The sequence below is a fragment of the Cupriavidus sp. CP313 genome (assembly GCF_054072015.1).
Window position 1 is genome coordinate 1 of sequence record NZ_JBSVZB010000037.1, and the last position, 24,714, is coordinate 24,714.

22 protein-coding genes and 8 pseudogenes are annotated in these 24,714 nt (G+C 63.1%); 18 read left to right on the forward strand and 12 right to left on the reverse strand.

Features of this window, described 5'->3' with window-relative positions:
- Positions 1-677: 677 nt before the first annotated feature.
- On the reverse strand, positions 678-815 hold the full coding sequence (locus ACW4E8_RS34070) for a hypothetical protein (protein WP_456808534.1): 138 nt from the start codon (positions 813-815) through the stop codon (positions 678-680).
- Between the two features lie 813 nt (positions 816-1,628).
- On the opposite strand from ACW4E8_RS34070, the gene ACW4E8_RS34075 reads away from it, so the two are divergent.
- From ACW4E8_RS34075 to ACW4E8_RS34085, 3 genes and pseudogenes are all read left to right on the forward strand, one after another.
- Complete coding sequence (locus tag ACW4E8_RS34075; protein ID WP_456808535.1) at positions 1,629-2,021, forward strand: STAS/SEC14 domain-containing protein; 393 nt, start codon at positions 1,629-1,631, stop codon at positions 2,019-2,021.
- A 35-nt stretch (positions 2,022-2,056) separates the two neighbouring features.
- A pseudogene (locus tag ACW4E8_RS34080) lies at positions 2,057-2,236 on the forward strand (hypothetical protein); the annotation flags it as partial.
- A pseudogene (locus ACW4E8_RS34085) lies at positions 2,179-2,383 on the forward strand (IS1634 family transposase); the annotation flags it as partial. The pseudogenes ACW4E8_RS34080 and ACW4E8_RS34085, both read left to right, overlap by 58 nt.
- Before the next feature lie 136 nt (positions 2,384-2,519).
- On the opposite strand, the gene ACW4E8_RS34090 reads toward ACW4E8_RS34085, so the two are convergent.
- On the reverse strand, positions 2,520-3,059 hold the full coding sequence (locus ACW4E8_RS34090) for a transglutaminase-like domain-containing protein (protein ID WP_456808607.1): 540 nt from the start codon (positions 3,057-3,059) through the stop codon (positions 2,520-2,522).
- 506 nt (positions 3,060-3,565) lie between these two features.
- Here ACW4E8_RS34090 and ACW4E8_RS34095 point away from each other — a divergent pair.
- The 4 genes and pseudogenes from ACW4E8_RS34095 (at position 3,566) to ACW4E8_RS34110 (ending at position 5,701) form a co-directional block, all read left to right on the forward strand.
- Complete coding sequence (locus ACW4E8_RS34095) at positions 3,566-4,156, forward strand: hypothetical protein (RefSeq protein WP_456808536.1); 591 nt, start codon at positions 3,566-3,568, stop codon at positions 4,154-4,156.
- Between the two features lie 19 nt (positions 4,157-4,175).
- Positions 4,176-4,694 (forward strand): hypothetical protein, encoded by a 519-nt coding sequence (locus ACW4E8_RS34100; protein ID WP_456808537.1) that lies wholly within the window; start codon positions 4,176-4,178, stop codon positions 4,692-4,694.
- Positions 4,695-4,761: 67 nt separating this feature from the next.
- A pseudogene (locus ACW4E8_RS34105) lies at positions 4,762-4,969 on the forward strand (IS110 family transposase); the annotation flags it as partial.
- Positions 4,970-5,464: 495 nt separating this feature from the next.
- On the forward strand, positions 5,465-5,701 hold the full coding sequence (locus tag ACW4E8_RS34110; protein ID WP_456808538.1) for a hypothetical protein: 237 nt from the start codon (positions 5,465-5,467) through the stop codon (positions 5,699-5,701).
- Between the two features lie 795 nt (positions 5,702-6,496).
- Here ACW4E8_RS34110 and ACW4E8_RS34115 read toward each other — a convergent pair.
- The 5 genes from ACW4E8_RS34115 to ACW4E8_RS34135 form a co-directional block, all read right to left on the reverse strand.
- Complete coding sequence (locus ACW4E8_RS34115) at positions 6,497-7,267, reverse strand: FadR/GntR family transcriptional regulator (protein ID WP_456808539.1); 771 nt, start codon at positions 7,265-7,267, stop codon at positions 6,497-6,499.
- Positions 7,268-7,339: 72 nt separating this feature from the next.
- Positions 7,340-8,308: a Bug family tripartite tricarboxylate transporter substrate binding protein gene (locus ACW4E8_RS34120; protein WP_456808540.1), complete on the reverse strand. Its 969-nt coding sequence runs from the start codon at positions 8,306-8,308 to the stop codon at positions 7,340-7,342.
- A 110-nt stretch (positions 8,309-8,418) separates the two neighbouring features.
- Positions 8,419-9,306, reverse strand: a complete 888-nt coding sequence (locus ACW4E8_RS34125) for a fumarylacetoacetate hydrolase family protein (RefSeq protein WP_456808541.1) — start codon at positions 9,304-9,306, stop codon at positions 8,419-8,421.
- Positions 9,303-10,442, reverse strand: a complete 1,140-nt coding sequence (locus ACW4E8_RS34130) for a cupin domain-containing protein (RefSeq protein WP_456808542.1) — start codon at positions 10,440-10,442, stop codon at positions 9,303-9,305. Before ACW4E8_RS34130 ends, ACW4E8_RS34125 begins: the two co-directional genes overlap by 4 nt.
- The gene (locus ACW4E8_RS34135) at positions 10,354-12,024 is read right to left on the reverse strand and encodes an FAD-dependent oxidoreductase (protein WP_456808543.1); all 1,671 of its coding nucleotides are present in this window, start codon (positions 12,022-12,024) and stop codon (positions 10,354-10,356) included. The genes ACW4E8_RS34130 and ACW4E8_RS34135 overlap by 89 nt, the downstream gene beginning before the upstream one ends.
- 407 nt (positions 12,025-12,431) lie before the next feature.
- Here ACW4E8_RS34135 and ACW4E8_RS34140 point away from each other — a divergent pair, with 407 nt between their 5' ends.
- Entirely contained in the window at positions 12,432-12,644 is a 213-nt protein-coding gene (locus tag ACW4E8_RS34140; RefSeq protein ID WP_456808544.1) for a helix-turn-helix domain-containing protein, read from the forward strand.
- Positions 12,645-12,855: 211 nt separating this feature from the next.
- Here ACW4E8_RS34140 and ACW4E8_RS34145 read toward each other — a convergent pair whose 3' ends face one another.
- Positions 12,856-13,374, reverse strand: a complete 519-nt coding sequence (locus ACW4E8_RS34145) for a DEAD/DEAH box helicase (protein WP_456808545.1) — start codon at positions 13,372-13,374, stop codon at positions 12,856-12,858.
- Between the two features lie 230 nt (positions 13,375-13,604).
- Here ACW4E8_RS34145 and ACW4E8_RS34150 point away from each other — a divergent pair, with 230 nt between their 5' ends.
- Together ACW4E8_RS34150 and ACW4E8_RS34155 are read left to right on the forward strand one after the other, a co-directional pair.
- Positions 13,605-14,462 carry a Mu transposase C-terminal domain-containing protein gene (locus tag ACW4E8_RS34150; RefSeq protein ID WP_456808546.1) on the forward strand — a complete coding sequence of 286 codons (858 nt, stop codon included), beginning with the start codon at positions 13,605-13,607 and terminating at the stop codon, positions 14,460-14,462.
- A 373-nt stretch (positions 14,463-14,835) separates the two neighbouring features.
- Entirely contained in the window at positions 14,836-15,024 is a 189-nt protein-coding gene (locus ACW4E8_RS34155) for a hypothetical protein (protein WP_456808547.1), read from the forward strand.
- Between the two features lie 84 nt (positions 15,025-15,108).
- On the opposite strand, the pseudogene ACW4E8_RS34160 reads toward ACW4E8_RS34155, so the two are convergent.
- From ACW4E8_RS34160 to ACW4E8_RS34170, 3 genes and pseudogenes are all read right to left on the reverse strand, one after another.
- A pseudogene (locus ACW4E8_RS34160) lies at positions 15,109-15,808 on the reverse strand (tyrosine-type recombinase/integrase); the annotation flags it as partial.
- Between the two features lie 290 nt (positions 15,809-16,098).
- Positions 16,099-16,253, reverse strand: a pseudogene (locus ACW4E8_RS34165) (tyrosine-type recombinase/integrase); the annotation flags it as partial.
- Positions 16,254-16,272: 19 nt separating this feature from the next.
- The gene (locus tag ACW4E8_RS34170) at positions 16,273-16,524 is read right to left on the reverse strand and encodes an alanine racemase C-terminal domain-containing protein (RefSeq protein ID WP_456808548.1); all 252 of its coding nucleotides are present in this window, start codon (positions 16,522-16,524) and stop codon (positions 16,273-16,275) included.
- A 38-nt stretch (positions 16,525-16,562) separates the two neighbouring features.
- Here ACW4E8_RS34170 and ACW4E8_RS34175 point away from each other — a divergent pair.
- The 3 pseudogenes from ACW4E8_RS34175 to ACW4E8_RS34185 all read left to right on the forward strand — a co-directional run.
- Positions 16,563-16,683: pseudogene (locus ACW4E8_RS34175) on the forward strand (hypothetical protein); the annotation flags it as partial.
- A 24-nt stretch (positions 16,684-16,707) separates the two neighbouring features.
- Positions 16,708-17,637, forward strand: a pseudogene (locus ACW4E8_RS34180) (MFS transporter); the annotation flags it as partial.
- Positions 17,638-17,705: 68 nt separating this feature from the next.
- Positions 17,706-17,792 (forward strand): annotated as a pseudogene (locus tag ACW4E8_RS34185) (2-hydroxy-6-oxo-6-phenylhexa-2,4-dienoate hydrolase); the annotation flags it as partial.
- A gap of 331 nt (positions 17,793-18,123) precedes the next feature.
- Here the strand turns inward: ACW4E8_RS34185 and ACW4E8_RS34190 are convergent.
- On the reverse strand, positions 18,124-18,951 hold the full coding sequence (locus tag ACW4E8_RS34190) for a DNA-binding transcriptional regulator (RefSeq protein WP_456808549.1): 828 nt from the start codon (positions 18,949-18,951) through the stop codon (positions 18,124-18,126).
- A 120-nt stretch (positions 18,952-19,071) separates the two neighbouring features.
- On the opposite strand from ACW4E8_RS34190, the gene ACW4E8_RS34195 reads away from it, so the two are divergent.
- Genes ACW4E8_RS34195 through ACW4E8_RS34215 form a run of 5 tightly spaced genes read left to right on the forward strand, consistent with a single transcriptional unit; the run spans position 19,072 to position 24,702 of the window.
- A complete protein-coding gene (locus tag ACW4E8_RS34195; protein ID WP_456808550.1) occupies positions 19,072-20,001 on the forward strand; it encodes an alpha/beta fold hydrolase in 930 nt (309 codons plus the stop codon).
- Positions 20,002-20,036: 35 nt separating this feature from the next.
- Positions 20,037-21,887: a bifunctional 3-(3-hydroxy-phenyl)propionate/3-hydroxycinnamic acid hydroxylase gene (locus ACW4E8_RS34200; RefSeq protein ID WP_456808551.1), complete on the forward strand. Its 1,851-nt coding sequence runs from the start codon at positions 20,037-20,039 to the stop codon at positions 21,885-21,887.
- Position 21,888: 1 nt separating this feature from the next.
- Entirely contained in the window at positions 21,889-22,830 is a 942-nt protein-coding gene (locus tag ACW4E8_RS34205) for a 3-carboxyethylcatechol 2,3-dioxygenase (RefSeq protein WP_456808552.1), read from the forward strand.
- 38 nt (positions 22,831-22,868) lie between these two features.
- Positions 22,869-23,672, forward strand: a complete 804-nt coding sequence (gene mhpD / locus ACW4E8_RS34210; RefSeq protein WP_456808553.1) for a 2-keto-4-pentenoate hydratase — start codon at positions 22,869-22,871, stop codon at positions 23,670-23,672.
- Between the two features lie 49 nt (positions 23,673-23,721).
- Positions 23,722-24,702 carry a Bug family tripartite tricarboxylate transporter substrate binding protein gene (locus tag ACW4E8_RS34215; RefSeq protein WP_456808554.1) on the forward strand — a complete coding sequence of 327 codons (981 nt, stop codon included), beginning with the start codon at positions 23,722-23,724 and terminating at the stop codon, positions 24,700-24,702.
- The last annotated feature ends 12 nt before the right edge of the window (positions 24,703-24,714 follow it).

Here is a 24,714-nt window from a genome sequence, read left to right on the forward strand (position 1 = left end):
TCCTGCTTCGTTTTAGTCATAAACACAGTCGTATGCCTACCCGCTATTGTAAGTGGGGGACTGTGTCCGGCGATTCAGGGGGCCGCTCCAAAGCCGCACCGCGCAAACGCGTGCGCGGAAGTTGGCACGCTGAGCCTCGGGCAAAGCTTGGTCGTCGACCGCGGGCCACGTCGCCAAGTTGATCTCGACGTCTGACGCATCAGCAGCAACGGTTCGGGCTCGCAGACGTAATCTGGCGCGCACTCTACGGCCCTCCATCCCGCTCCAACTAGACACAACATTAGGTGAAATCGCTTCCCCGGAACACAACTTTCCGTGGGAAAGGCAACGCACCTAGCGAGGTAGAGCCTAGCAGCGCCCTGATTTGAAGGGACTTCTCGAGTCTCGGTGTCGATTGACCAGAGTCACAACTTTAGGTGTGCGAGCGCCGAGCCGGTGTCGGCGAGATTCTATTGGCGGCCGGGCAGGGCGGAGGGGGAGGGTGATAGTTCGGTAGAGCCATGCGTATGACCTCGCGAAAGATCGGAAAAATAGGCATATTCTGGCGATCCGCGTTCACGCCACGATCTGCGCGCCAGTGAGATCTCCATTGAAAGCGCCCGCGAGCGTCGGCAGGAAAAAGGGCATTTTTCCTTCATCATATCCATCCATCCTGGCTAGCCCCCACACTTGCAGAATTAGTGAGCGCCATTAGCCGAAATAGTGATCTGCAACAGCAGCACGCTTCGGTGTGGGCCAGAAAGCAGATTGATGCGCGCTCTAGTTAGCACGCGCACCATGGAGCCGCTGAAGATAATGGGACGCTCTTTGGTCATGCTAGGATTCCTTCCAACACATTTGGAGGCTTCCCGATGCATCAGCGTCAAGATAAGACTTTCGCTCTGCAGGCCTCTGGCGATTTTCTGGAGAAGCTCCGTGGGAGTTTGGGCGCCTCACGGGTATGGTCTCGCATGAGAGGGGCTATCTTTATCAGGTAGTGACGTGTGCGAGCGATGCTTGGCACATGGCGGACTGGGCCTTCCTGGCGTTAGGCAACTGCGTGCACGCTACTAGCGGTATCCGTCACTCGTCGCTTTCTTGTTCTGGCGGCCGAGAATCGCTCGGAGTTTCGCTTGCTTGCTTCCGCGCGTCGCAATCAAGGGAAGCCATATCTGGCAGGGTGCAATTTTGGAGTCCTGCGGGGAAATTGGTGGGACTGTAGCGACGCGACGAATCGAGCATTCGCCGCGGTTTGTGCTGGCCAGAAGTGGACGTTGGCGCGAGCTCATATACTGCACGAGTGAGTATCCGTCCGAGCGCCTCCTGGCAATAAGAAGCTGTTGCGAACTTACCTCATGAGTGGCTGCTTACCGTCATAAGAACCCTAGGCGCGCTAGTAAAACGTCAGCCGTCGCGCCAGCTCCACGCCCCGTGGCGCGGCTGCTCCGGGTGCCGCAGCTGGTGAAAAAGCCAATGTTGCTGGTTCGGCCCGCATTCTGACTTGCCTATTCTGTAATCTTCCTTGGGCCCGCACGCAGGCCGCATGTACTGTGGAAGCAAGTCTTTCAGCGGGTACCACAAGGCGCGTCCGCATCAGCGATGCATGCAGGCGGCCGCGCGCCTGCGAAGGCCCGCAGGCAGGAGCTGCCATGATCGAAATCCTGGAAGGATTCCCCGGCAACGTCGTCGCCGTGCGTGCGTCCGGCGAAGTAACACGAGATGATTACGAGCGGGTTCTGATTCCCGCCGTGGCAACCACGATGGAGCGACACGACAAGGTTCGCGTCTACTATGAGCTCGGGCCCGGTTTCACGCGGATGGCCGCAGGTGCGGCATGGGATGACCTGAAACTGGGAATCGCCCATTACTGGCACTGGGAAGCCATAGCCGTTCTGACAGATCATGACTGGATCCGCCGCGCAGTCGATGTCTTCCGCTTCGTGGTGCCGGGCCACATCAGGACATTCCGGGTCGATCAGGCCTCGGAGGCGCGGGACTGGATCGTAAGCCCTCTCGACCAGCCCACGACTCGCCCGAGCTGATTCGAAAGCCGTGACAGCGCATCCGGCCGCGCGGGCCTGCCGTCCAAGCGCTGCTCGGGCATGCCTCGGTGCAGGCCACAGCGGCCTACGCCAGGACCGACCTGGGCCAGTTGCGGACCTTCGTCGAGCAGACATTTACGGAACCCGCGCGGCAGCTCAGACGGTCCTGGCCTACAAGAGCCTGGCGCAGGTCGAGCGGGCCTTCCGCTCGATGAAGACCATCGATCTGCACGTGCGTCCGATCTATCACTTCAGCGTGTCGCGCGTGCACGCACATGTGTTTCTATGCATGCTCGCCTACTCCGTCGAGTGGCATCTGCGCGAAGGGCTCAAGCGACTGCTCCACGACGATGAGGATCTGGCAACGCTGGGTGATCAGAAATCCGGGGTGCCGACGCCAAAGCTGCGCCACCGTACCGACGACGACCTACCCGTGCATAGCCCGCAAACGCTGCTGCGAGACCTCGCCACGTTGACCTATGAACCGCGAACGGTACGTCAGCGGCATCCCGGCCGGTGCCGATACGGAGCAGCCCCGTCGGGATCGATAAGCCAGAGGGATCGAGCAGGTATCACCGGTGGGACAAGTACACTTCTACCACCGCATGGAAATCCGGCGGGTCCGTTGTCGGGTCCGATCCATAGTCCAGGCATGCTGGACATGCGCGCCGGAATGCTCAGGGCGCGGCAGATCGCAATCATCAGGTGGGCGAAGTCTCGGCAGACACCGGTGCGTTCAACGATGGTATCGACCGCCGACGTGCGCTCGTTGGTGGAGCGCGAGCGAAAACGCACGTGATTGCGCACCCACTCCCGAATCGCATAGACGCGGGCATAACCGCACTGCATGCCCCCGAACTCACGCATCGCAAATTCCATCAGACGGTCAGATTCACAATCTAGGTGCCAGGTAGTGCCAGGCAACGAACGGTAGTTCGGCAACAGGCACTTCTGACAATCGATCGCTGTCGTCCAGGCAGTGATCGATATCAACGACTGCCTCATAGCGGATGGTAAGGCAGTCCTTCGTACGCGCATCCTAAGCAGGCGGTTGCACAAGATCTGTGTAGTGGGTTGCCTGAATTGACGGGGGAAAAATCAATCGCTCGGCGACGACGAACTGCCGGGAAGTCCTGGCAGCTTCAATGTTGAGCAGGAAGTCCACCATGGGATCCATGACCTCGTAGGACAGGCTCACCGAGTATCGGAGACGGTTCATCTCAGGCCTCGCGTTAACGACGATCTGAAGAAAAAGAAAAGAGATCCGGCCAGCGAAGTTTGCTGTGGATTTCCATTTCAGTGTAGAGCCAGCGGTGGACGACCGGTCCGGGTTAGTGGGCGCCGCAGGTGCGCGCGCAACGCCTGCCAGGCCATTTTGTAAGGGCGTTAGGACGGCATGCAACGGCCCCCTATACTGTTAGTTGTAGCGTCCTTGAAGCCGCGTGCTTTTGGTTCGCCTATCACTCGTTTCCGGGCCTTCCCCCTCGATGACGTCTTAGGACTGGTGACTCCTGAAGTCACTCACGGGGATTCCTGGAAATTTCATGCAAGATGCCACGCGGCGACCTCTGTTCGCCCACTCCCCCAGTAACCAAGGAAGCCGGTCGTTCGCCAAGATCGATGCAATCGATGTCCGGCGATTGGGATTATTTGCCGAAAAACCGATCGCAAGGTTGATTTCCGCTTTCCTTGCTGCTCTTCCGCGTTTCAGGCTAGCCGAGTCGCGATCTCATCGTGACGATGATGCCGTAAAGATCCTCAGCAATGCGGGACGGATGGAAATGATTACCCGTTCGCAATGGAAGATCGGAGCCCACAGCGGTGGCGCTTGGTCACAACTGCAGCACAACCTTGCAAGCAATAAAGGAAAAATCGTGCCGAACAATCCTGCAAAGACCACCTACCGGGCCATTCCCGCCACGCGCCTACTGCGCGACCGCCAGGTCGGCCAGTCGCCGAAGGGAACCATCCAGCGATTTGGATTCATACGATTGGTGGCAACACAATGGCATCAGGCAGCCACGCTACTGATTGACTGGGATCGCGCTGTCAACGAAGGCTGGCCTAACCTGCGCTGGAGCCTAAGCCGGAATCATTCCGCAAACATCCGCCGGTTCGCCGGAAGTGGAAATTGAGATTGAGTGAGGTAACACCATGCGCACGCTGCTGTATTTCAGGCTGAAAGACGCCGTCACGGCGAGGCTGGCGCAAGCGCGATTAGGCGACTTGGCCGGTACATCAGCACTCGTCGCGGGACCGTGGTTTGTCCAGCGCGACAATCAGCCAGTTGACGGATTGCCGAAGATTGACGTCGGCCAGACTACGTATCGCGAAGAAGCGGCGATCACCGGGATTTTCGTGGGCGCGATCCTCGCCGCGCTGGTAATTTTCAGATACGGAGTCTCCGCCGGTACGGGCGCCACTGCCATTGCGTATGTTGGCGCCATCATGCTCGGCGCGATGATCGGCTGGTGGATCGGCGGATTGGTCGGCGCCAAGATCGGCCGCCTCGGGCTGGGGCGGCAGAAGGCGCAAATGACACCGGGCCAGTTGCTGATGATTGCCAGTTGCGACTCGAAATCCAAGGAATCCATGAAGCAGATGATCAACGAACTGGGCGGCGTCAGTATCGACGAGCACAGCGACCTGATGCCGAACTTCAGGTGGGTATGATTGGGGCTTCGCGTCACCGACGGCGGCGACCATGGCGGTGGCGGTGGCGGTGATCGGAGCGATGCCAACCTTACTCATCCACGGGGCGCGGGCGGTCCTGCGCTACGCAACGACGAAAGCCGATCCGCAGAGCGTCTGGCTGCAGCAGATGATTGCGCGATGCGGGGGCACAACTGCGCGGTGGTCGCGCTGGCCAACACGAACCGAACGCGCGCGTCATCCAGGCGCTGCTCAGCAGCGACTCGACCTATATGACGCGAAGCGCGGCAGCATAACAAGGCTGCTTGCAAGGAGAGGGATACCCACGCAGGTTTGCGAAGCTTCTCAAAGCGATGACGAAATTGGTTGAACCAGCATCCTGTTTTTTCGTGCCGGCTGCCGTGTTCGGCGATCCGCGGCGCGTCATGGGTGCCGCGATCTCATATAGCCGCGCGTCATAAGCCCGATAAGAAAACCGTCTGCTGCGATGCGTCGGCGTGACGCTTACGGGCCTATGCTATGGGGACGGTGCCCCGGGTGACTGACCGGCGCGACGTGTTCTCCGATGGAGCTCGGGTGTAAGTGACCGGCGCGACGTGTTCTCCGATGGGGCCTGCACGGAGGGCGACCGGTAGCGTGTTTGCTGGCCAGCAATTAGTGTGAATTATTGGCTAGCAATAATTTATGGCGCTAGATTTCGACTGATCGAGAGGTGGCATGCGGCCCGAAGCGGGGCACGCAGCTTGCACCCTTTCATAAACGCGGCATTCCGCCGCACCATGGAGAGCACGATGGGACAGCAACAGCAACCCGGCCAAGGCCAGCAAGACCAAAGCAAGCAACAGCAGCAATCCGGCCAGCAAGGCGGCCAGTCTGGCAGCCAGGACCAGAAGGGCGGCCAACAACAGCAACAGGATCGTGGCCAAGGCCAACAAGGCGGCCAGCACGACAAGGAAGGGCAACAAGGCCAACGGACCGACCAGGCTGGGCAGCAGAACCAGCAAGGCCAGAAAGGCGGCCAGCAATAATTACCTGCTGGCATAAAGACTAAAAGCTCGCGGCGGCAATCCAGGCCGCCGCCAAGCGCCGCTTCCGCGTGCATGCGTGGAGGCGGCTTTTTTTGCCTGATGTGCGGCAGCATGTCGGCGGGCAGCACCTTCGAGGAGGCTGTCACATTACCCGCCGCGGGCCCACGTCCTGCGCACCAATGCCCCGTGCACAGGACTCGCGTCGGCTGGCGTGTTGGACGCCTTCCTGTGGGGGGTAAAGCCGTTCAGTTAAGAACTGAACGGCATTTTTTATGTGCGCCCAGCATGGGCGCACTCTTGTGGGTGTCCCCCCGTAAGTTGATCACAGCGAACGAAGCGAAGCGCAACTGCTAAAGGGCGACCGATCGTGGGGAGGAAGCTGCGAGCCGAGGAACACGAACCGGATCGAAGGCGGTGCCGACCAGGGCGAGCGGGCATAGAACCGCGAAGTTCTCGTGATCAAGGGAAGGCGGCGTAAATCCGGCGGTTGTGCAGCGAAATTGCTGGCACCAACTGCCGAGCCGGCGACCAGGCCTTCCCCGGCGCCTACGGCCGCACCGGAACCGCCGTTGATGGCCGCCCCTGCCGTAGAACAAAGCAATTCTGTCACTCCGGAATGGGAGCGTTAAAAACCTTGGGGTTCGGCTTCAGCCATCCGTCCTAACCGGTCGAGGAACTCGGCCACTTCGGGGGGCATCTCCTTTTCTGGGTGTTGCATTCGCCCCAATCGGTGATGGTCTCCTCGCGAATGATGACTTTCATCTCGGACCTCGGCAGGCGACAAGTCGCTCAATGCTAAACGCCGACCCCAAGGTTCTTAACACTCCCAGATGGCTGTTTGAGGCGTGCTTTCTCCGCCTTGGCCAGATAGGAGTGCAGCTTCTTAAGGTGCTCGGACATCAACAGGGAGGCTTGTTCGACCTCGCGCGCCCGAAGGTGTTGCAGAATGCGGAAGTGCGTCTTAACGGTCGTCGGCAAGGGCACCGCATTGTCCCGCTGCAGTAGCGAGGAAACCAGGTCGGTAAGGGCGCCGACCAGCAGCACCATCACCTCGTTGTGTGTGGCCCGTGCGAGGACGCGATAGTAGTCCAGCAGTTGGGCTCGGCGCTCTATCAGTTTGCCTTCCTTGGTGAGCGCCTCAGTCAACTCGATGCTGCGCTGTAGCGCGTCGAAGTCCGCCTCGGTGCCGCGCATGCAGGCGAGGCGAATGACTGCGTCCTGAACGATGGCCCGGCTCTCCGTCAGATCGTGGATCGAGATGCTGCCAAAACTCAGCAGGTCGTTCAGCGAGCTGGAGACCACGGACGAGCCAACCTGCGCGATGTAGGTTCCGCCCTTTGGACCTTTGCGCAGTTCGATCACGCCTGAACGCTCGAGGCTTCTCAGTGCCTCCCGGACTGCCGACCTGGAGGTTTGAAATCCCTCGGCGAGATCCCGTTCCGAAGGCAGCCTGTCGCCTGGCTTGAGGGCGCCGCTTGCCAGCTGCTCTTTGATCCTTTCGCAGATGTCCTCGAAGACCCGTGGCGGCCTGTCAGTCGTCGCGCTTGAATCTGGAGTTGGCACCATACTTGGAAATCGCACTGGATAGATGAGCAAAATGTGGGGCCGAGGATGAACAGCTCTCTTGTCGCGCTGGCGCTACTCAGCAACTACGCCGGCAGCCTTGATCATGGCGGAGGTCTGCTGGCTTTCGGCTCGGATTGTATCAGCCAGCATCTTGCCATCGCCGGCTACAACGGTGAGACCCTTCGCATGGACTTGCTGCTCGACGAACACCGGATCCCTCAGCACTTCCGCTACGGCCGCCCGGATCTCTTTGACTACGGCGTCGGGTGTACCGGCCGGCGCAAACAGCGCATACCAGATCGAGCTCTTGGCATAGGGAAAACCTTGTTCCACCGTGGTTGGCACGGACGGGTACTGGCTCAGTCTGGTATTTCCTGCCACTGCCAGCGGCTTGAGCCTGCCGGACTTGATATGGGTTTCCATCACGGCGACGCTGCCGCTGGCAAGCTGCACGTCACCCGCGAGCAATGCGGTCAGATTCTGCGAGATGCCGTTGTAGGGGACATGCAGGAGTTGAATCTTCTCGTGATCGTTGATCGCGGAGAAGAGCAGGTGCGGCTGGCTGCCGTTCCCGTAGGAGCCGAAGTTCAGGCTGTCCGGTTTCTTCCTGGCCAGTTCCACCAGCTCCCTGAGGGAATTTGCGGGTAGCTTGGCATTGGCCACGATCAACTGGTCGGCCTTGACCATCATGATGACTGGCGCAAAACTCGTCTCGGGATCGTACGACAGCTTTTTGTACAGGAAGCGGTTCGAGACGACAGTCTGGTTCACCGTTGCCAGCAGTGTGTAGCCGTCTGCAGGCGCGCGCGCCACGAATGCCGCGCCAATCGCGGAGCCCGCGCCGGCCTTGTTATCCACGACGATCGGCTGCTTCCAGCGGGCAGTCAACCGACTTGTCATGGCGCGGACGAGGACGTCGATGCCGCCCCCGGCGGCGAACGGGACAATGACGGTGACGGGCTTTTCCGGATAGGCAGCCAGCACCGGCGCGGCAGCGAGCAGCAGGGCGCTGGATGCGAACAGCGTTATCTTCTTGAACATGTTGTCTCCTGATCTTCTTGTCCGGGTGCCGCCGGCAGTCCTTGCCTGCACCGGGTTATCGGACATCGTGGCGCGGTCGTCGCGATGTTGGTCACAAGGCCCGGTCCGTTTTAGTACGCACGTGGTGCAACGGCTTCGCGTTCCTTGACGTCCAGACTCATTTCACCCACGCCCTCGATGGCGATCTTCAACGTATCGCCTGCCGCGAACGGTCCAACGCCTTCCGGCGTGCCGGTGGCAATGACATCGCCAGGCGACAGCGGCAGCACCGACGAGATCAACTCGATCAGCTCCGCCACGCCGACGATCATGTGCTGTGTTGAAGCTTGCTGGCGCAGTTCGCCATTGACCCATAGCTGGTTGCTCAACCCCTGCGGATCGCCGACCTCGTCGGCCGTGACGATCCATGGCCCCAGCGGGGTGAAACCCTCGAAGGATTTGCGCATCGAGCGCTCTTCTTCCGCGACGCCGGGTTCGATACGCATGGTGGCGTCGATCAGGCAGGCATAGCCGAACACGTATTCCATGGCGTGTTCGCGCGGAACATCGCGACCCGCTTTCCCAATGATGACCGCCAGCTCGGATTCGTGATCGAAGCGCCGGGTGGAACCCTTGGGCAGGAAAATCGTACCGCCGGCCCCAATTAGGGAGCCGGGTGCTTTCAAGAAGAAGCCTTGTTCCCTGGCGCTGCGGCCGCCCTTGGTGACGACGCGGTCCCCCAGTTCGCCGATGTGCTTGCGGTAGTTTGCCGGCGCGGCAAATACATGCGGCGGGCAGGGCGCGGCGGGAAGCAGGCGCACCGTATCCAGGCGTCGAGGGAGGCTTGCCGCGCGGCATCGCTTGAGTTCCTCCTGAACACTGTCCCAGTTCGCGACGAGCCAGTTCAATCGCTGCTGCGGAAAAGCGTCGATACCGGAAGGCACCACCGCGGTGACATCGTACAGTTGGTCTCCTTCCACCAGACCAATCCGGTAATTGTCGAACGACCCGATCTTCATGCCAGTTCCTCTCTAAAGTAACCCAATGATTTCAGTACCGGCAGATCGTTGACCTGCCACAGCAGGGCGTCTTGCCCGCCGGTGTTCTCATGTGCGTGCCAATCCCATGGCGCAACCGTGAAGAGGTCGCCGGCGCACCACGCGAAGCGCTGGTCCCCGACGCTGGTCGCCCCTTCGCCGCGCATGACGTAGTAGAGCTTGCTGCCGGTGTGGCGCCGCTTCCGCCCGACAAAGCCGGACCTCAGCAGCTGCATCCTCATGGCGAGCGTTGGCATGGCAGGGCCGCCGCCCAGCGGATTGCGATACTCGAGCGCAACATCGTCATACGCATCACCCGGCATGCCGGCGGCGGCAGCGATAGCCTTCTCGGCAATGTCGAAAGGGTAGGCCAGCAGCGGGTTGGCGCCGCCGGCGCGAGGCTGCGCGCCGGGAGGCATCATCAAGCCGCTGCCGAACTGGCGCCAGCTCCGATCCGGCACCGTGTCCACCGGCTGCAGGTCATCCGTGTAGGGTTCGAAGAACGTGGCCTCCAGCGCTTGCATCAGCGAGATGTCAAGGACATCGAGCCAGATCATCGGCTGGTCGCCCCGATGCACGTGATCGTGCCACGCCCATGATGGCGTCAGCACGAGATCGCCCGTGCGCATCGGATAGCACTCGCCATCCACCGTCGTCCATGCTCCCTCGCCTTGCATGATGAATCGCAGGGCGTTGGCAGTGTGGCGGTGCGCGGTGGCGACTTCGCCGGGCAGGATGACCTGGATCGACGCCCAGAACGTATTGGTGGTGCCGCGCGGCAGGCCGGGATTGTGCAGGCGCAGTGTCCGGCGCGGCCCACCTGCGGTCAGGTCGACCTCCTGTCCGATGCGTTCCAGCAAGGGGGACAGATCCTCCCAGCGCCAATGTACGGACTGGGTCGCAGGCCGCGGGCTGCGCGTGAACAATGGGGGATCATCTGGCTGGTGCACTCGGCAGTGGTACTTTGCCAGGTCCTGCTTCAGGGCACGTCTGCGATCCGCGTCCTGGCCGATGAACTCGTCTGACATATCAGACCTCCGCCAGTTGGTAAGCGCGGCGCGGAACAGGACTGCCGGCGGCGCCCATGCCCCGCACGACATCGACGATGCGGCGGGCATCTGCGGGGACAGTGTCGCCACGCCATGCCACTGAGCCGTCCGGTCGTACCAGCACCAGGCGGCGTCCATAGACGGCCTGGGCTTCGCCTTGCGCGATATCGGCCACCTCCAGCGGCAGACCGACCTCCGCAGCCGCCTGCGTGATGGCATCCACCCCGGGAGGATGATCGCCAAAGCGCAGCAGTACGTAATGCTTGCCGAAAAGGTCCAGCGTGGACTTTTCTTTGGAAAGCCACACGTGGGGCGCGCGCGATCCCGGCCTCGCGCTCTGCGTGTACCGTGCCACCTCGTTGGGCGGGGCGGGCGTGCCATCGGGAACGACGATCGGCGAATCCTCATAGACATAACCGAGATGGATGCCGATGGAGAACCATTCGCGCTTCATCATCTCCGTATAACGCGCACCGTACTCACGGCGTGCCGCATCGATATGCACGTTGTCGCTGTCGAAGATGGCCGCTTCGGGCTTGACCACCCGCGGCGACAGCATCCGCCGGAGATTCTCTCCGGCTTCTGTGACGTTGCGCACCGCGACCGGCCGCTGCTCATCCTCGTAGGAATCGAGCAGAAGGGGGCCGCCCCAGCCCTGCAGCGTGCCAGTCAGCTTCCAGCTCAGGTTAACCACATCGAGGATGCCCGTGTTCATACCGAAGCCGCCTGTCGGGGAGGTCAGGTGCGCAGCGTCGCCGGCGATGAAAACCCGTCCCTTGCGGTAATGGTCCGCCACCAGTTGCCGCCTGACCCAGGGCAGGACCGAGAGGATCTCGAAGTCGAACTCCCGTCCCACGGCTCGAACGATGGCGCGGCGGATCTCGTCCTCGCCGAGCGTGCGCTTTTCGGCGTTGCCTACCAGAGAGAATCGCCATTGATCACGGCCATTGATGGCCACCAGCGTCGCCCAGGTGCCCTCTGGTCCGATGAAGATATAGCGGTAGCCGGGCTGCTTGGTGTGGAGCCGCTCGAGCCCGTCGCAGCGGAAGATGACGTTGGTCGTGTAAGTCAGCACGGCATCGCCCGACATGCCGATGCCGAGTGCCTGGCGCACTGCGCTGGCACCGCCGTCGCAGCCCACCACGTACTGCGCTTCGATCTGGCGGCGTGCTCCGGTTTTCCCATCCTTGACCGTCACGGTTACGTGGTCGCCACGGTCTTCCAGTGTTTCCAGCTCCGTCTCGTACACCAACTCCGCGGCCCCCGTGCTGGCGGCAAAGCGCTGCAGCACCGGATCAAAGAAGTTCTGTGGGCAGCGCTCACGCTTTTGCGGGCTTTGCGGCGGACATGCTTCGTTTTTTGGCGCCGGGAATGTCTCCCGGCCGAACTCATATCCATTCAAGTCGGTCACCCAGGCACAGTCCTGCGGGTAGTCCCGGTTGTAGCCGGCCTGTTCCACCGCCTCGACGATGCCCCAACGCCGGCAGAACTCCATGGTTCTGATGCCGACCATGTCCATGCGAGGCTGAGGAACGATTCCGTTGCTCCTTTCGATCAGGGTGCACTCGACACCACGCCATCCGAGATCGCCCGCCAATGCCAGGCCGACTGGTCCACCTCCCACGATCAGCACCGGGGTCTTCTGAATCATCTGTCCCTCCATTCTTCATTTAAGCCGACGCTGCCGCCCGCTAGCCAGAACCGTCGACATGACTCGACAAAGCAGTCCGTACCTCGGGGCATGCGCCGGACAATATTAATTGGTCAGACCATGTTGGTAGGACCATGTTGGTCTGACCAAATTGTAGCGAAATAGATGGTGTGCGCGAGTTGGTAGAAACCCTGGGGGCGACGATCGAGGGCAGCTATACCGTTGTGGCGTATAATTTCACTATCATGAAACAACCTGGCGAGCAGCCTTCATGCTGACTTCCCTTCTTCACGGGACGGGTCTCCATGCCGCGACCACTACCTGATCCGACACCACCTTCGCGCGCGACAATTCGCAGCATTCACCAACTGGGCGACCGCATTCGCGCAACGCGGGCAGGGGAAGGGATGCCAATTGACCAGGCGGCGAGGCATTGCGGTGTCTCCATCGGCATGCTGTCCAAGCTAGAGAACGGCAAAGGTGTCAATCTCGAGCACGCCCTGCGTGTGATGGACGGACTGGGTTTAACGATGCTGGTCGTTCCCAAGGCTCATGCACCTTGGCTTGAACAGGCAGCGGCCCATGCGGCCAAGATCGGCGAGGATGCGGCCAGGGAATAGCATGCCTGGCTGGAAGCGTAGGGGCGCGATTTGGATGGGCGTCATTCTCGGATGCGGTCCTCGATCGGTGCGGAAATGCAATTCGCTTGGCGTGCGGGCGCGCCTTACGTCTTGCTGGTTCATCCGATGCGGTGCCGCTCCTGCGGGCGGCAACCCATGGGGGCGGAATCGGCGAAGAAGCGCTCGTAGGAACCCAGCTGCAGGGAAACAATCATTCTGTCCCGGCTCCTCCCACCATCCGATACCCCATTGCCCGGTACCCTCGTTGGCGCTTGTCCCACATCCGCAGAAATGCCGCATGGCCCGTATCGACAAAATCGATGATCCGGACGTCGGTCTTGTCGGCATGCTCCCGGTGCAGCCGGCCCGCGTACTGTTGCAGGGTTCCCCTCCACGACACAGGCATCGCCAGCACCAGGGTGTCGAGTGGCGGGTGGTCGAAACCCTCACCAACCAGCTTGCCGATCGCCAGCAAGACGTGAGGTGCGTCGGCTGGCAGGGCGTCGAGCGCCGTGATCAATGCGGCGCGTTGCGGCTTCGACATCCGTCCGTGCAGCACGAATAGCGGGGAAATTTGCCCGTCCAACGCAGCCTGGATGGCGTTGAGATGTTCGGTGCGTTCCGTCAGCAGCAAAATCTTGATTGCTTGCAGGACAGCTATTAGGCTTGCACCGTTCTTCGGTGTACCGGTTGCGTCGACGCTTTCTAGAAGACCAGGTGACAGCGTCATTGCTCCCGTCTCCGCCTGGACCACGGCGAGGGCAATACATGTTATCGGAGCAGGTGGAGGCAATCGTTCAGGATGTCCTATCCGATTGGCTTCCGCGGCAGAAGCATCTAGCCCATCCCCTTCATGCCATTTGTCGAGAGGTCCGCATGCGGTGCACCGCTGCATGCGCCACACCACCTTCGCGCGCAACGATATCCCGCCGGTGGGCTGACCACCGTGACAAAGAATGCATGAAGCTTTCGGACGCAGCGCCGGGCCACTTTGCGGCACGGCATCCATTGGATATTGTGCAGATCGATCACACGCTTGCCGACATCATCCTGGTTGATGAGGCGTATCGCCACACGATTGGCAGACCGTGGCTTACTTTGGCAATCGACGTTGCCACACGATCGGTCGTGGCCCTGTATGTCGGTTTCGACCGCCCTAATGCGGCGACTGTCGCTCTACTTCTCACGCGGATGGTCCTGTCGAAGGCGCCCTGGTTGGCGAGCCGGGAGGTCGCCGTAGACTGGCCGATGCATGGCGTGCCGAAGGTATTGCATCTCGACAACGCTGCTGAGTTCAAAAGTAAAGCGCTGCGAGCGGGTTGCAATCAGTACGGAATCGAACTGATGTATCGCACGCCTGGCCGACCCTACTTCGGGGGCCACATAGAAAGACTGAACCGGACCATGATGGAGAAGGTGCACAGTCTGCCAGGCTCGACTGGATCGTCGACGAAAGGACGAAAAGCTCGCAAGCCAGAAGCCGAGGCCGCATTGACCCTCCGAGAGTTTGAGCAATGGTTGATGTATGAAATCGGACAGACCTACCATCACAGTGCCCATCGAGGGTTAAGCGGCGCGACACCATACTCCGCGTGGTCGACGTTGTCTGAAGCATCGAAGCCGCGGCTTCTTCCCGACTCGGCTGCCGAAGAACTTCGCTTCCTTATTCAGTTCCTGCCAATGGCCCGTCGCACCATCCAGGCTGACGGCTTGATGCTGTTCTATCTGCATTATTGGCATCCGATCTTCGCCGCCTGGCGGGCGGCTAACCGTCGCGTCGTGGTGCGATACCATCCGGAGGACTTATCGAAAGTCTGAGGCAAGCTTTGCCGACTTGCGGCGTGGCCGAAGGCCAAGCCGTTACGCCGAACTTAAAATGCAATTAATCGCCGAGCTTCGCCTGCAACCGTCGATCGCTGGCTGGCATATGAGGCAGTTCCCCTCGGGATAGAAAGTCATCAGCGTTGCAGCGTAAAATTTCACAATCATGAAACAACCTGGCGAGCAGCCTCCACGCTGGGCTTTTCCTTCTGCACAAACCCGCCCCATGCCGCGACCACTCCCTGATCCGACGCCTCCTTCGCGGGCAACCATTCGCACAATTCAGCAACTGGGCGACCGCATTCGAGCCACCCGGGAAGGGGACGGGATGCCCATTGACCAGGCGGCGAGGCATTGCGGTGTCTCTGTCATGCTGTCCAAGCTCGAAAACGGCAAGGGCGTCAATCTCGAGCACGCCCTGCGTGTGCTGGACGGACTCGGTTTGACGATGCTGGTCGTGCCCAAGGCCCATGCGCCTTGGCTCGAACAGGCAGCGGCCCATGCGGCCAAGATTGGCGAGGATGCGACCAGGGAACAGCATACCTGGCTGGAAGCGTAGAGACGCGATCAGGCTGGGCGTCATTCTCGGAGGCGGTCCTTGATAGGTGCGGAAATGCCATTCGCTTGGAGGGGCGGACGCGCCTTACGCCTTGCTAGTCCATCCGATTCGATGCCGCTCCTGCGTCGCCTCGTGCCGCGCATCCTCTTCGCTGTGCAGGTAAGCGCTGGTGGTGGCGATCGAGGCATGGCCAAAGTTGTCGCGGACATAGCGCAGGTCGACCTGCTGGTCGGTCATGTGCGAGCCGGCGGTGTGGCGCAGCCAGTGCGCATGCGCTGGCCAGCACAGCGACCTGCGCCTCCCACTCGGGCCCGCGCGCCCGCAGGCGCGCGGCCGCCATGCCGAACACTTCCTTCAGAACCAGGTGCAGCGCCCCGCGTGACAGGGCCTTCTCGTCGTTCTGACCGCCGATGACCGGCAGCACCAGCGGGCGCGCTTCCCCAGGCTGCGGGGTAGGCGGCAGTCCGTGGGCGCGGCGGTAGCGCGCCAGTTCGGCGATCAGCTCATCAGTGGCCGGTACCAGGCGCACCTTGTTGCCCTTGCCGGTCACCTCCAGCCACCAGCGCTCGATGCCCTGGGCGTCGCGCCGGCAGAAGAACGCCCCCATGGGCGTGCTCGTGACTTCCGACGCGCGCAACCCACCCAGATAGAGCGCCGTCAGTACCCAGCGGCAGCGCGCCGCATGCAGGCGCTCGCGCACGGTGCCGACCGGCATCGCCTCGACGGCTTCCTTGACGGTCGCCCACAGCTCATGGCTCAGATAGCGCGTGATGCGCGGCCGGCTGGCGTAGCGGATCGATGGCGGCAGTAGAACACTTTGCCGAGTGTGGTCTTCAGTTCGGAGCATGCCCGTCGTGCACGCGACGGAGCCGGCCGCAAGCTTGTGATCCTCAACAGCCGAATTAACTGAACACCAGCGGCTGTGCAAGAGCCTGGAACAGGGAAAGCGTCGCACGCGGGCCGCACGCGAATCAAGCCGAATGAAGCACACGGCGCAAGCTGGTGCGGACGAACGCCGTGCTCGTCTTTTTGATATTGACTAAATCGTCAGGATGACGATAATGTCGTCAGATAGTCAGTCATGTGCGAACCGGCGGTGTGGCGCAGCCAGTGCGCCGAGGCGCTGGCCAGCACCGCGGCTTGCGGTTCCCATTCTGGCCCGCGCCCGCGCCCGCGCCCGCGCCCGCGCCCGCGGCCATGCCAAACACCTCTTTCAGGATCAGGTGCAGAAGGGCGCATTCCCCAACTTCATCCCGCTCCCCCAACAGCAGGCACCGCGACCCTGGCAACGGAGTTGCCCCAGCCAACGCACAGGTCTGGATAAATCGTCCCGGCCGCAGCTTCAATCGTTGCCACATCGATGCACGCTGGGCCCTGCGTACCAAACAACACCACCTCGTCCCCAGGCAGGATGTCAGGACTCTCCGTGACATCGACCATCAGCGTGTTCATTGTCACGCGCCCGACCACAGGATAGGCGGTGCCGCGAATCAGTGCCAAGCATACAACCCCAAGGATTTTAACACTCCCCGCCGACGGTGCTGTTGGCATTGATCTTCGCCAACGGCATCGGACTCGCAATGCGCATGCCTGTGCTGGCAGCCGCCTTGCCCGAAGTGGTACCCCGCACGCAACTGCCAGCAGCGATGGCGCTCAGCGCGATATCGGTCAACACCTCACGAATCCTTGGTACTGTTGCGGCTCGGAATCTTCTTCCACTGCGCAACCGCATTGATGGGCATGCTGCGTCTGCTCGCGCGCCGGATGGAAGGAGGGGGCGCCGGCGCTTACACGCTGCCGATCGCGTCCATGGGCGCCGGGGCAATCGCCTCCGCTTACTGGCTGCCGTGGTTGCGAGAGCGCTACTCGCGCGATGCCCTGGTGCTGCGCGGCGCAGCCGTGCAGGCGGCCGCGATGATAGCGATGGCATTAGCGGACCGGATGTGGCTGGCCATGCCAGCAATGTTCGTCGCCGGATCAGCCTGCATTTCCATCGGCAATACCTTGACGCTGGCCTCCCACTTGAACTTGCCCGATTGGGTTCGCGCGCGCGGTCTGTCAATCAACCAGATGACCGTCATGGGCGCGAGTGCCATCGGCGCAGCGGTATGGGGACAGATTGCTGCCTGGACCAGTGTGCCGCTGAGCCTGGCAAGCGCCGCCGCCCTCGTCTTTGTTGCCATCGCCTTGGTTAATCGGATATGGCCCGACCTCGGCACTGTTGTAGACCTGACGCCCAAGCGAGTATCGCCAATGCCCGAACTTGAAGAGCCACCCGTGGCCGGCCAGGTGATGGTGACAATTGAATACAGTGTCGACGTCGCACGCGCTTCCGAATTTCGCGCGCTCATGTTGAACGAAGGCCGCTCGAGCCGCCTTCGTCATGGCGCGATGTCGTGAGAACTGCTGCATGATCTTCACGATCCCGGGCGTTTTGTGGAGATGATCGTCGATTCATCGTGGAACGACCACCTACGGCGACTGGACCGCATCACCAACAGTGATGCAGAGCTACGCGATCGCAAGCCGGCCTTCCATAACGCACAGGAGGAGCCTCGGATAAGGCACAGCCTTATGGAGTCCACTGTCAGGGATAACCGCTCCACGATGTGACGACAACCGCAAGACAGGGATATAAGCAGGGACGCAGTCTCGTAAGCAGCCACGCTCTTCCTTCTGCCGAAATCGCCACCCCCACGCTGGTAATCTGGGGCCGCGACGACCGCTTCGTGCCGATGGATGTGGGCCTGCGGCTGATCGCCGCACTGCTCCGCGAACGCCAACATCCCGGTGAGACATTGCCATTCGCATCAGAGGCGATGGCCGACATCCGAGTTGCCCAAGAGCAGATTCGCCCCTTCGCGCAGATTCAAAAAGGCGCATGGCATGCATGTGGGTCGTCTGAAAGCGGTCGTCGAGGCATCCTTATCCCACTGTCGGCGTCTCGCGCTCGCATCCACTTGGGTTGACCGGCCATTGCTGTAAGGCTGAGAGCTGCCGATCCGTAGCAGCTCCGGTGCAAATTGCGCTGACCTCGTCGCCCGGCGGCAGCCGAGCGCGGGCATGGCCGCGAGCAGGGCGGCGCAGTAGCCGGCCTAATCATGCCTGCCGCGCTGCCGCGCGCTCTACCAGTACCGCTTCAATCCTCGCCGCGATTTCCTGCAGCGGTTCGGCAAATCGCGCGACGGCCTCCTGCGGGCTAATTGCGCGCGACAGGTACACCACGTTCAGACTGCCAAGCGTGCGCTGCTCATGCCTGACGGGCACGGCGATCGCGCTGATCTTGCGCTGCTCGGCCCAGTCGCCGCGGTTTGTGCTGTAGCCATCGGCCTGTACACGTTCCACCAGCTTGCGCACGAAGGCAGGATTGTCAGCCAGGGCCGCCTGCTCCGCGCCGCCCGCGCCCGAGCGCAGCATGTCCAGGATGCCTTCGCGTTCGTTTGCGCCACAGTATGCGAAGTAAGCCCGCCCGGCCGCTGTCAGCAGCATCGGCAGGCGCCGCCCGACCATCGCCCGGTGGAAGGACAAGGGGCTGAAGCGGTGCGTGGTTTCACGGATGATCATGGCATCGCCGTCGGGCGTGGTCAGGTCCGACGGCCACACCACGCGCTGCAGCAGTTCGCCCATCAGCGGGGCCGCCAGCGTCGAGATCCATTCGTCGTCAGTGAAGCCTTCGCTGAGCGCGCGTACCTGCAGCGTCAGGCGATAGCTGTCGTCTGATCCGCTGCGTCTGACCAGCCCTTCCGCGATCAATGTCTCCAGCAAACGGCGCACGGTGGTGCGGTGCAGGCCGGTGTGCTCGCTCAGCTGCTGCGCCGTGGCGCGGCCGCTTTCCATGCGGTTCAGGGCCGTGAGCACGGCTAGCCCGCGCGACAGGCCGCGCACGCTGGCATAGGTCGAACTTTGCTGCAGTGCTTTGTCGGACACGAAAAAATCCTTATAAATCAACGCTGTGCACTCCTTGCACATGTTGAACGTTTTTTTGTCCGCAGGCAAGCCGATCCCTAGACTTTGCTCCATACCAGAACCGACAACAGGAGCAGACAAATGTCCAACCTCGCCACCTCACCCGCCACCGTCCCGGCGTTGGAGCCTGAACTCCAGAGCATCTGGAGCGAACTGCGCGGCGTCACGTTCAGCCAGGGATGGCTCGACGCGGGCGGCATCCGCACCCGCTACCTGCACGCCGGCAGCGAAGACAAGCCCGCGTTGATCCTGCTGCACGGCGTCGGCGGCCACGCCGAGGCTTATGTGCGCAACCTGCAGGCGCATGCCGAGCATTTCAACGTCTGGGCCATCGACATGATCGGCCATGGCTGGACCGACAAGCCGGCCGGCCCGCGCGAGGTGCCAGCCTATGTGGACCACGTGATCCGGGTAATGGACACGCTCGGCATCGAGCGCGCTTCCATCAGCGGCGAATCGCTGGGTGGCTGGGTCGCCTCGCGCCTGGCCATCGACCATCCCGAGCGCGTCGAGCGGCTGGTGCTCAATACCGCGGGCGGCTCGCAAGCCGACCCGGTGGTGATGGAGCGCCTCAAGACGCTGTCGATGCGCGCGGTCGAGGACCCGGGCTGGGACTTCATAAAGGCGCGCGTGGAATGGCTGATGGCCGACAAGCGCAAGGCCTTCGATGACCTGATCGCGACGCGCCAGGCCATCTACATGCAGCCGGGCATGGTCGAGGCCCAGCGCGACAACATGGTGCTGCAGGACATGGAAACGCGCCAGCGCAACATCCTGCGCGCCGACGACTACGGCCGCATCCAGGCGCCCACGCTGGTGCTGTGGACCTCGGACGATCCCACCGCCGACGTTTCCGAAGGCCGGCGCATTGCCAGCATGATCCCCGGCGCCTTCTTCACCGTGATGGACGGCTGCGGCCACTGGCCCCAGTTCGAGGACGCGCCCACCTTCAACCGCATCCACATCGACTTCCTGCTGGGCCATCCGGTGCCAGAAGCCACCACGGTCTGACCGCGGCAAGCCCGCAGTAAGCGTAAGGAGGAGACATGACAAACGCCATCGAGATGGCGGCTGGAGACGGCCGCCCGCAAGATCTGTCCGCCGACGTCGCCATCATCGGCGCCGGGCCGGTGGGCCTGATGATCGCCAACATCCTCGGCCTGCAGGGTGTGCGCGTCGTGCTGGTCGAGAAGCTCGACGAGATTATCGACTACCCGCGCGCGATCGGCCTGGACGACGAGGCCCTGCGCGTATTCCAGTCGGTCGGCCTGGTCGACGCGCTGCTGCCGCATACCACGCCGCACCACTGGATGCGCTTTGTCACGCCGGGCGGTCGCTGCTTTGCCTCGATCGAGCCGCGCACCGACGAGTTCGGCTGGTCGCGCCGCAACGCCTTTATCCAGCCCCTGGCCGACCGGCTGCTGTATGAAGGGCTGGCGCGCTTCGCGCACGTGCAGGTGCGGTTCGGCCACAGCGTGGCCGGCTTCACGCAGGACGACAGCGGCGTGAGTATCGACGCCGCCGACGCGCAGGGCCGGCCGGTCCGCATCCGCGCCGCCTACCTGGTCGGCGCCGACGGCGGCAACAGCTTCGTGCGCCGCACGCTGGACGTTCCCTTCGAAGGCCGCACCAAGCCCAACCAGTGGATCGTGGTGGACGTGCGCAACGACCCGGTCGGCACGCCGCACATTTATATGCACTGCGACCCCGAGCGTCCCTATGTGTCGGCGGCGCTGCCACACGGCATCCGGCGTTTTGAGTTCATGGTGATGCCCGGCGAAACCGAAGAGGAACTGTCCCGCCCCGAGAACATGGCCGCGCTGATCCGCAAGGTGGTGCCCGAGCCGGACCAGGTGGACTACATCCGCAAGCGCGTCTACACGCACAACGCGCGGCTGGCGCGCAGCTTCCGCGCGGGGCGTGTGCTGCTGGCGGGCGACGCCGCGCACATCATGCCGGTGTGGCAGGGGCAGGGCTACAACAGCGGCATCCGCGATGCCGCCAACCTGGGCTGGAAGCTGGCGATGGTGGTCAAGGGCCAGTCGGGCGATGCGCTGCTCGACACCTATGGCCAGGAGCGCCGCGCCCATGCGCGTTCGATGATCCACCTGTCGGAAGTGGCGGGCGACATCTTCGCGCCGGCGAGCCGCTTCGGCGCCCGTGTGCGCGATGGCTTCACCCGCGTGATGAACGCCTTCCCCTCGGTCAAGCAGTATTTCGTCGAGATGCGCTTCAAGCCGATGCCGCGCTACGAGCACGGCGTGGTGCTGCTGCCCGAGCGCGATACCCGGCCCGGCTTCCTCGCGCGCCGGCTGGAGCGCGCCGGCAATTCGGCGTTCGGCCGCCTGCTGGGCCTGATGAGTGAGAAGCGCGAGTCGCTGTTCGGGCGCATTGTCCATGGCCGCGATCCGCTCGGCAGTTCGCCGGTGGGCCGGATGTTCATCCAGCCCATGGTGCGCACCGCGGACGGGCGCATCGAGCGCCTCGACGACGTGATCGGCAACCGCCTTGCCATCCTCAGCTGGGGCACCGATCCCACCTTCGGGCTGACGCCGCAGGCACGCGCGGTATGGGAGGGGCTGGGCGCCTGCTTCGTGATGGGCAAGCCCGATACGCAACTGTCGTATCGCGACGACGTGCCCGCCGGCGTGATCGCCGTCGGCGACGTGCAGGGACGGCTCAAGGACTGGTTTGGCAAGCTGCCCGATTCCGTGGTGCTGCTGCGTCCGGACCGCTTCGTTGCCGGCACATGTTCGCCGCAGCGGATATCGCCATCGATCCTGGCGCTGGCCGACAAGCTGGCGCTGACCGAAGCGGTGAGCGCGCAAAGGCCGGTGCAGGTCCCGCGCCAGCCCGAACTTGACGGCCAGGTGCTGGCCTTTGCCAGGGGAGCCTGAGATGCCGATTCATCTCGAATGCCTGTCCCACACGCCGCTGCACGGCTACCTCGATCCGCGCCCGGAGGTGGTGGCGGAGGTGGAGCGTGCGCAGGCCGAAGCGCGTGCGCGCGTGGAAGCCTTCGACCCGGAACTGGTGATCGCCTTTGCGCCGGACCACTACAACGGCTTCTTCTACGACCTGATGCCGCCGTTCTGCATCGGCGTGGCCGCCAGCGCGGTGGGCGACTTCAAGAGCCTGGCGGGGCCGCTCGACGTGCCGCGCGACACCGCGCTGGCATTGGCCGAGTCGGTGCTGGCGGCGGATATCGACGTAGCGGTGTCCTATCGCATGCAGGTTGACCACGGCTGCGCCCAGGCGCTGGAAGTGCTGACCGGCGGGCTCGATCGTTATCCCGTGATTCCGGTCTTTATCAACTCCGTCGCGCCGCCGATGGCAACCTGCCGCCGCGCGCGGCTGCTGGGCGATGCGATCGGCCGTTTTGCCGGCCGCCTGGACAAGCGCGTGCTGGTCGTGGGCTCGGGCGGCATCTCGCATGAGCCGCCGGTGCCGGAGATTGCCGCCGCCAATGCGGAAACCGCCGAAAGGCTGATTGCCGGCCGCAATCCCACGCCGGACTCCCGCGCGGCGCGGCAGGCGCGCACCGTGGCTGCCGCGCAGGCGTTCGCCGCTGGCGACAGCCACCTGCGCGCGCTCAATCCGGAGTGGGACCAGGCCTTCCTAGCGTTGCTCGCCAGTGGCGAGCTGTGCGCGGTCGACGGCATGACCAACGACGCCATCACCCGCGACGGCGGCAAGTCGGGGCACGAGATCCGCACCTGGATCGCCGCTTTCGGCGCGCTTGCGGCGAACGGGCCCTATCGGGCGCAGCTCGATTACTACCGCGCCATTCCCGAGTGGATTGCCGGCTTTGCGCTCATGCATGCGCAGCCGGCCGCCTGATCCGCCTTTCATTGATTTCATCAAGGACGCCCCCAACGATGACCAGCAAGGAAACCGTGCTCGCGCTCGCCGAGCGCCTGCGCCGCGCAGACGAGATGCGCGCCCCCATCGAACCCCTGCGCGGCGAAATCGCGGCCGGCGATGCCGTCACCGCCTACGCCATCCAGCGTGCCAACGTCGAGTTCTGGCGCGGGCAGGGCCGCCGCGTGATCGGCCGCAAGATCGGCCTTACCTCGCCCGCGGTGCAGCGCCAGCTCGGCGTGGATCAGCCGGACTTCGGCACGCTGTTCGCCGACATGGTGTTCGGCGACGACGAGCGCATTCCGGTAGCGCGCACGCTGCAGCCGAAGGTCGAGGCGGAGGTCGCGCTCGTGCTCAAGCACGATGTGGCGGCAAAGGATGCGACGCTGGTCGACCTGATTGGCGCCGTCGACTATGTGCTGCCCGCCATCGAGGTGGTCGGCAGCCGCATCGACAAATGGAACATTTCTTACGTCGACACCGTGGCGGACAACGCCTCGAGCGGACTGGTGGTGCTTGGCGCCGTGCCGGTTCCGCTGGCCGGCCTGGACCTGAAGACGGTGCAGATGGAGATGCTCCGTGACGAAGGCGGGGCACAGTCGCGCGTGTCCCTTGGGCAGGGTTCGGACTGTCTCGGCCATCCGCTCAACGCCGCCGTGTGGCTGGCCCGCAAGCTCGCCTCGCTTGGCGATCCGCTACGTGCTGGCGACCTGATCCTGACTGGCGCCCTCGGCCCGATGGTGGCCGTGGAGCCGGGCCAGTGCTACGAGGCACGCATCAGCGGCGTCGGCAGCGTGCGCGCCCGCTTCGCGCAGGCCTGAACAAGAGGCTTGACCAGCCCATTCAAACAGATAAGACGGAGACAACAGCATGACCACCCCCAAGCATTTCGTCATGGCCGCAATGGTTGCGGCCACCACATGGCTGACCGCACCGGCGGCCATGGCCGACATCTATCCGAGCCGCCCGCTCACCATCGTGGTGCCGTTCCCCGCGGGTGGCATCACCGACATGATCGCGCGCCAGGTCGCGGTGCAGATGGCGACCGGGCTGGGCAAGCCGGTGGTGGTCGAGAACCGACCCGGCGGCGGTGGTCAGATCGCGGCTCAATCGGTCAAGCGGGCTGACGCCGACGGATACACCGTCTTCGTGGCGGCCACCGAGATGTTTGCCATCAACCCCGGCCTGTACCGCAGCTTTTCCTACGACCCGCTCAAGGATTTCAAGCCGGTGACGGCGCTGGCCTCGTCGCCGCTGGTGCTGGTGGTGCCGCAGAACAGTCCGGTGAACTCGGTCAAGGACCTGATGGCGCTGTCCAAAAGCAAGCCGGCCGGGGTGAACTATGCCTCCCAGGGGATCGGCTCGATCGGCCATCTGCTCGGCGGGCTGTTCGCAGAAAAGAGCGGCGGCCAACTGACGCACGTGGCCTACAAGGGCTCGGCGCCCGCGCTGCAGGACGTGATGGCCGGGCAGGTGGACATGATGTTCGATCCGGTCATCACCACTTCGCCGCTGATCAAGGGCGGCAAGGTCAAGCCGCTGGCGATCGCCGCCGCGCGCCGCTCGCCTTCGCTGCCTGACGTGCGCACGCTGGCCGAGCTGGGTATTGCCGGACTCGATGCCGGCGTGTGGTTCGGCATGGTGGTCAAGGCCGGCACGCCGGATGCCATCGTTGCCCGCCTCAATCAGGAAGCGATCAAGGCACTCAAGGCGCCGGAAGTGGCCAAGCGCTTCGCCGACCAGGGCCTTGAGGCCATGCCGATGACGCCGCAGCAGTTCGGCGCCTTTCTCAACAGCGAAAGCGCGCGTTGGTATCCGCTGGTGAAGGCCAGCGGCGCCAGCGTGGAATGAACCTAATTGGAG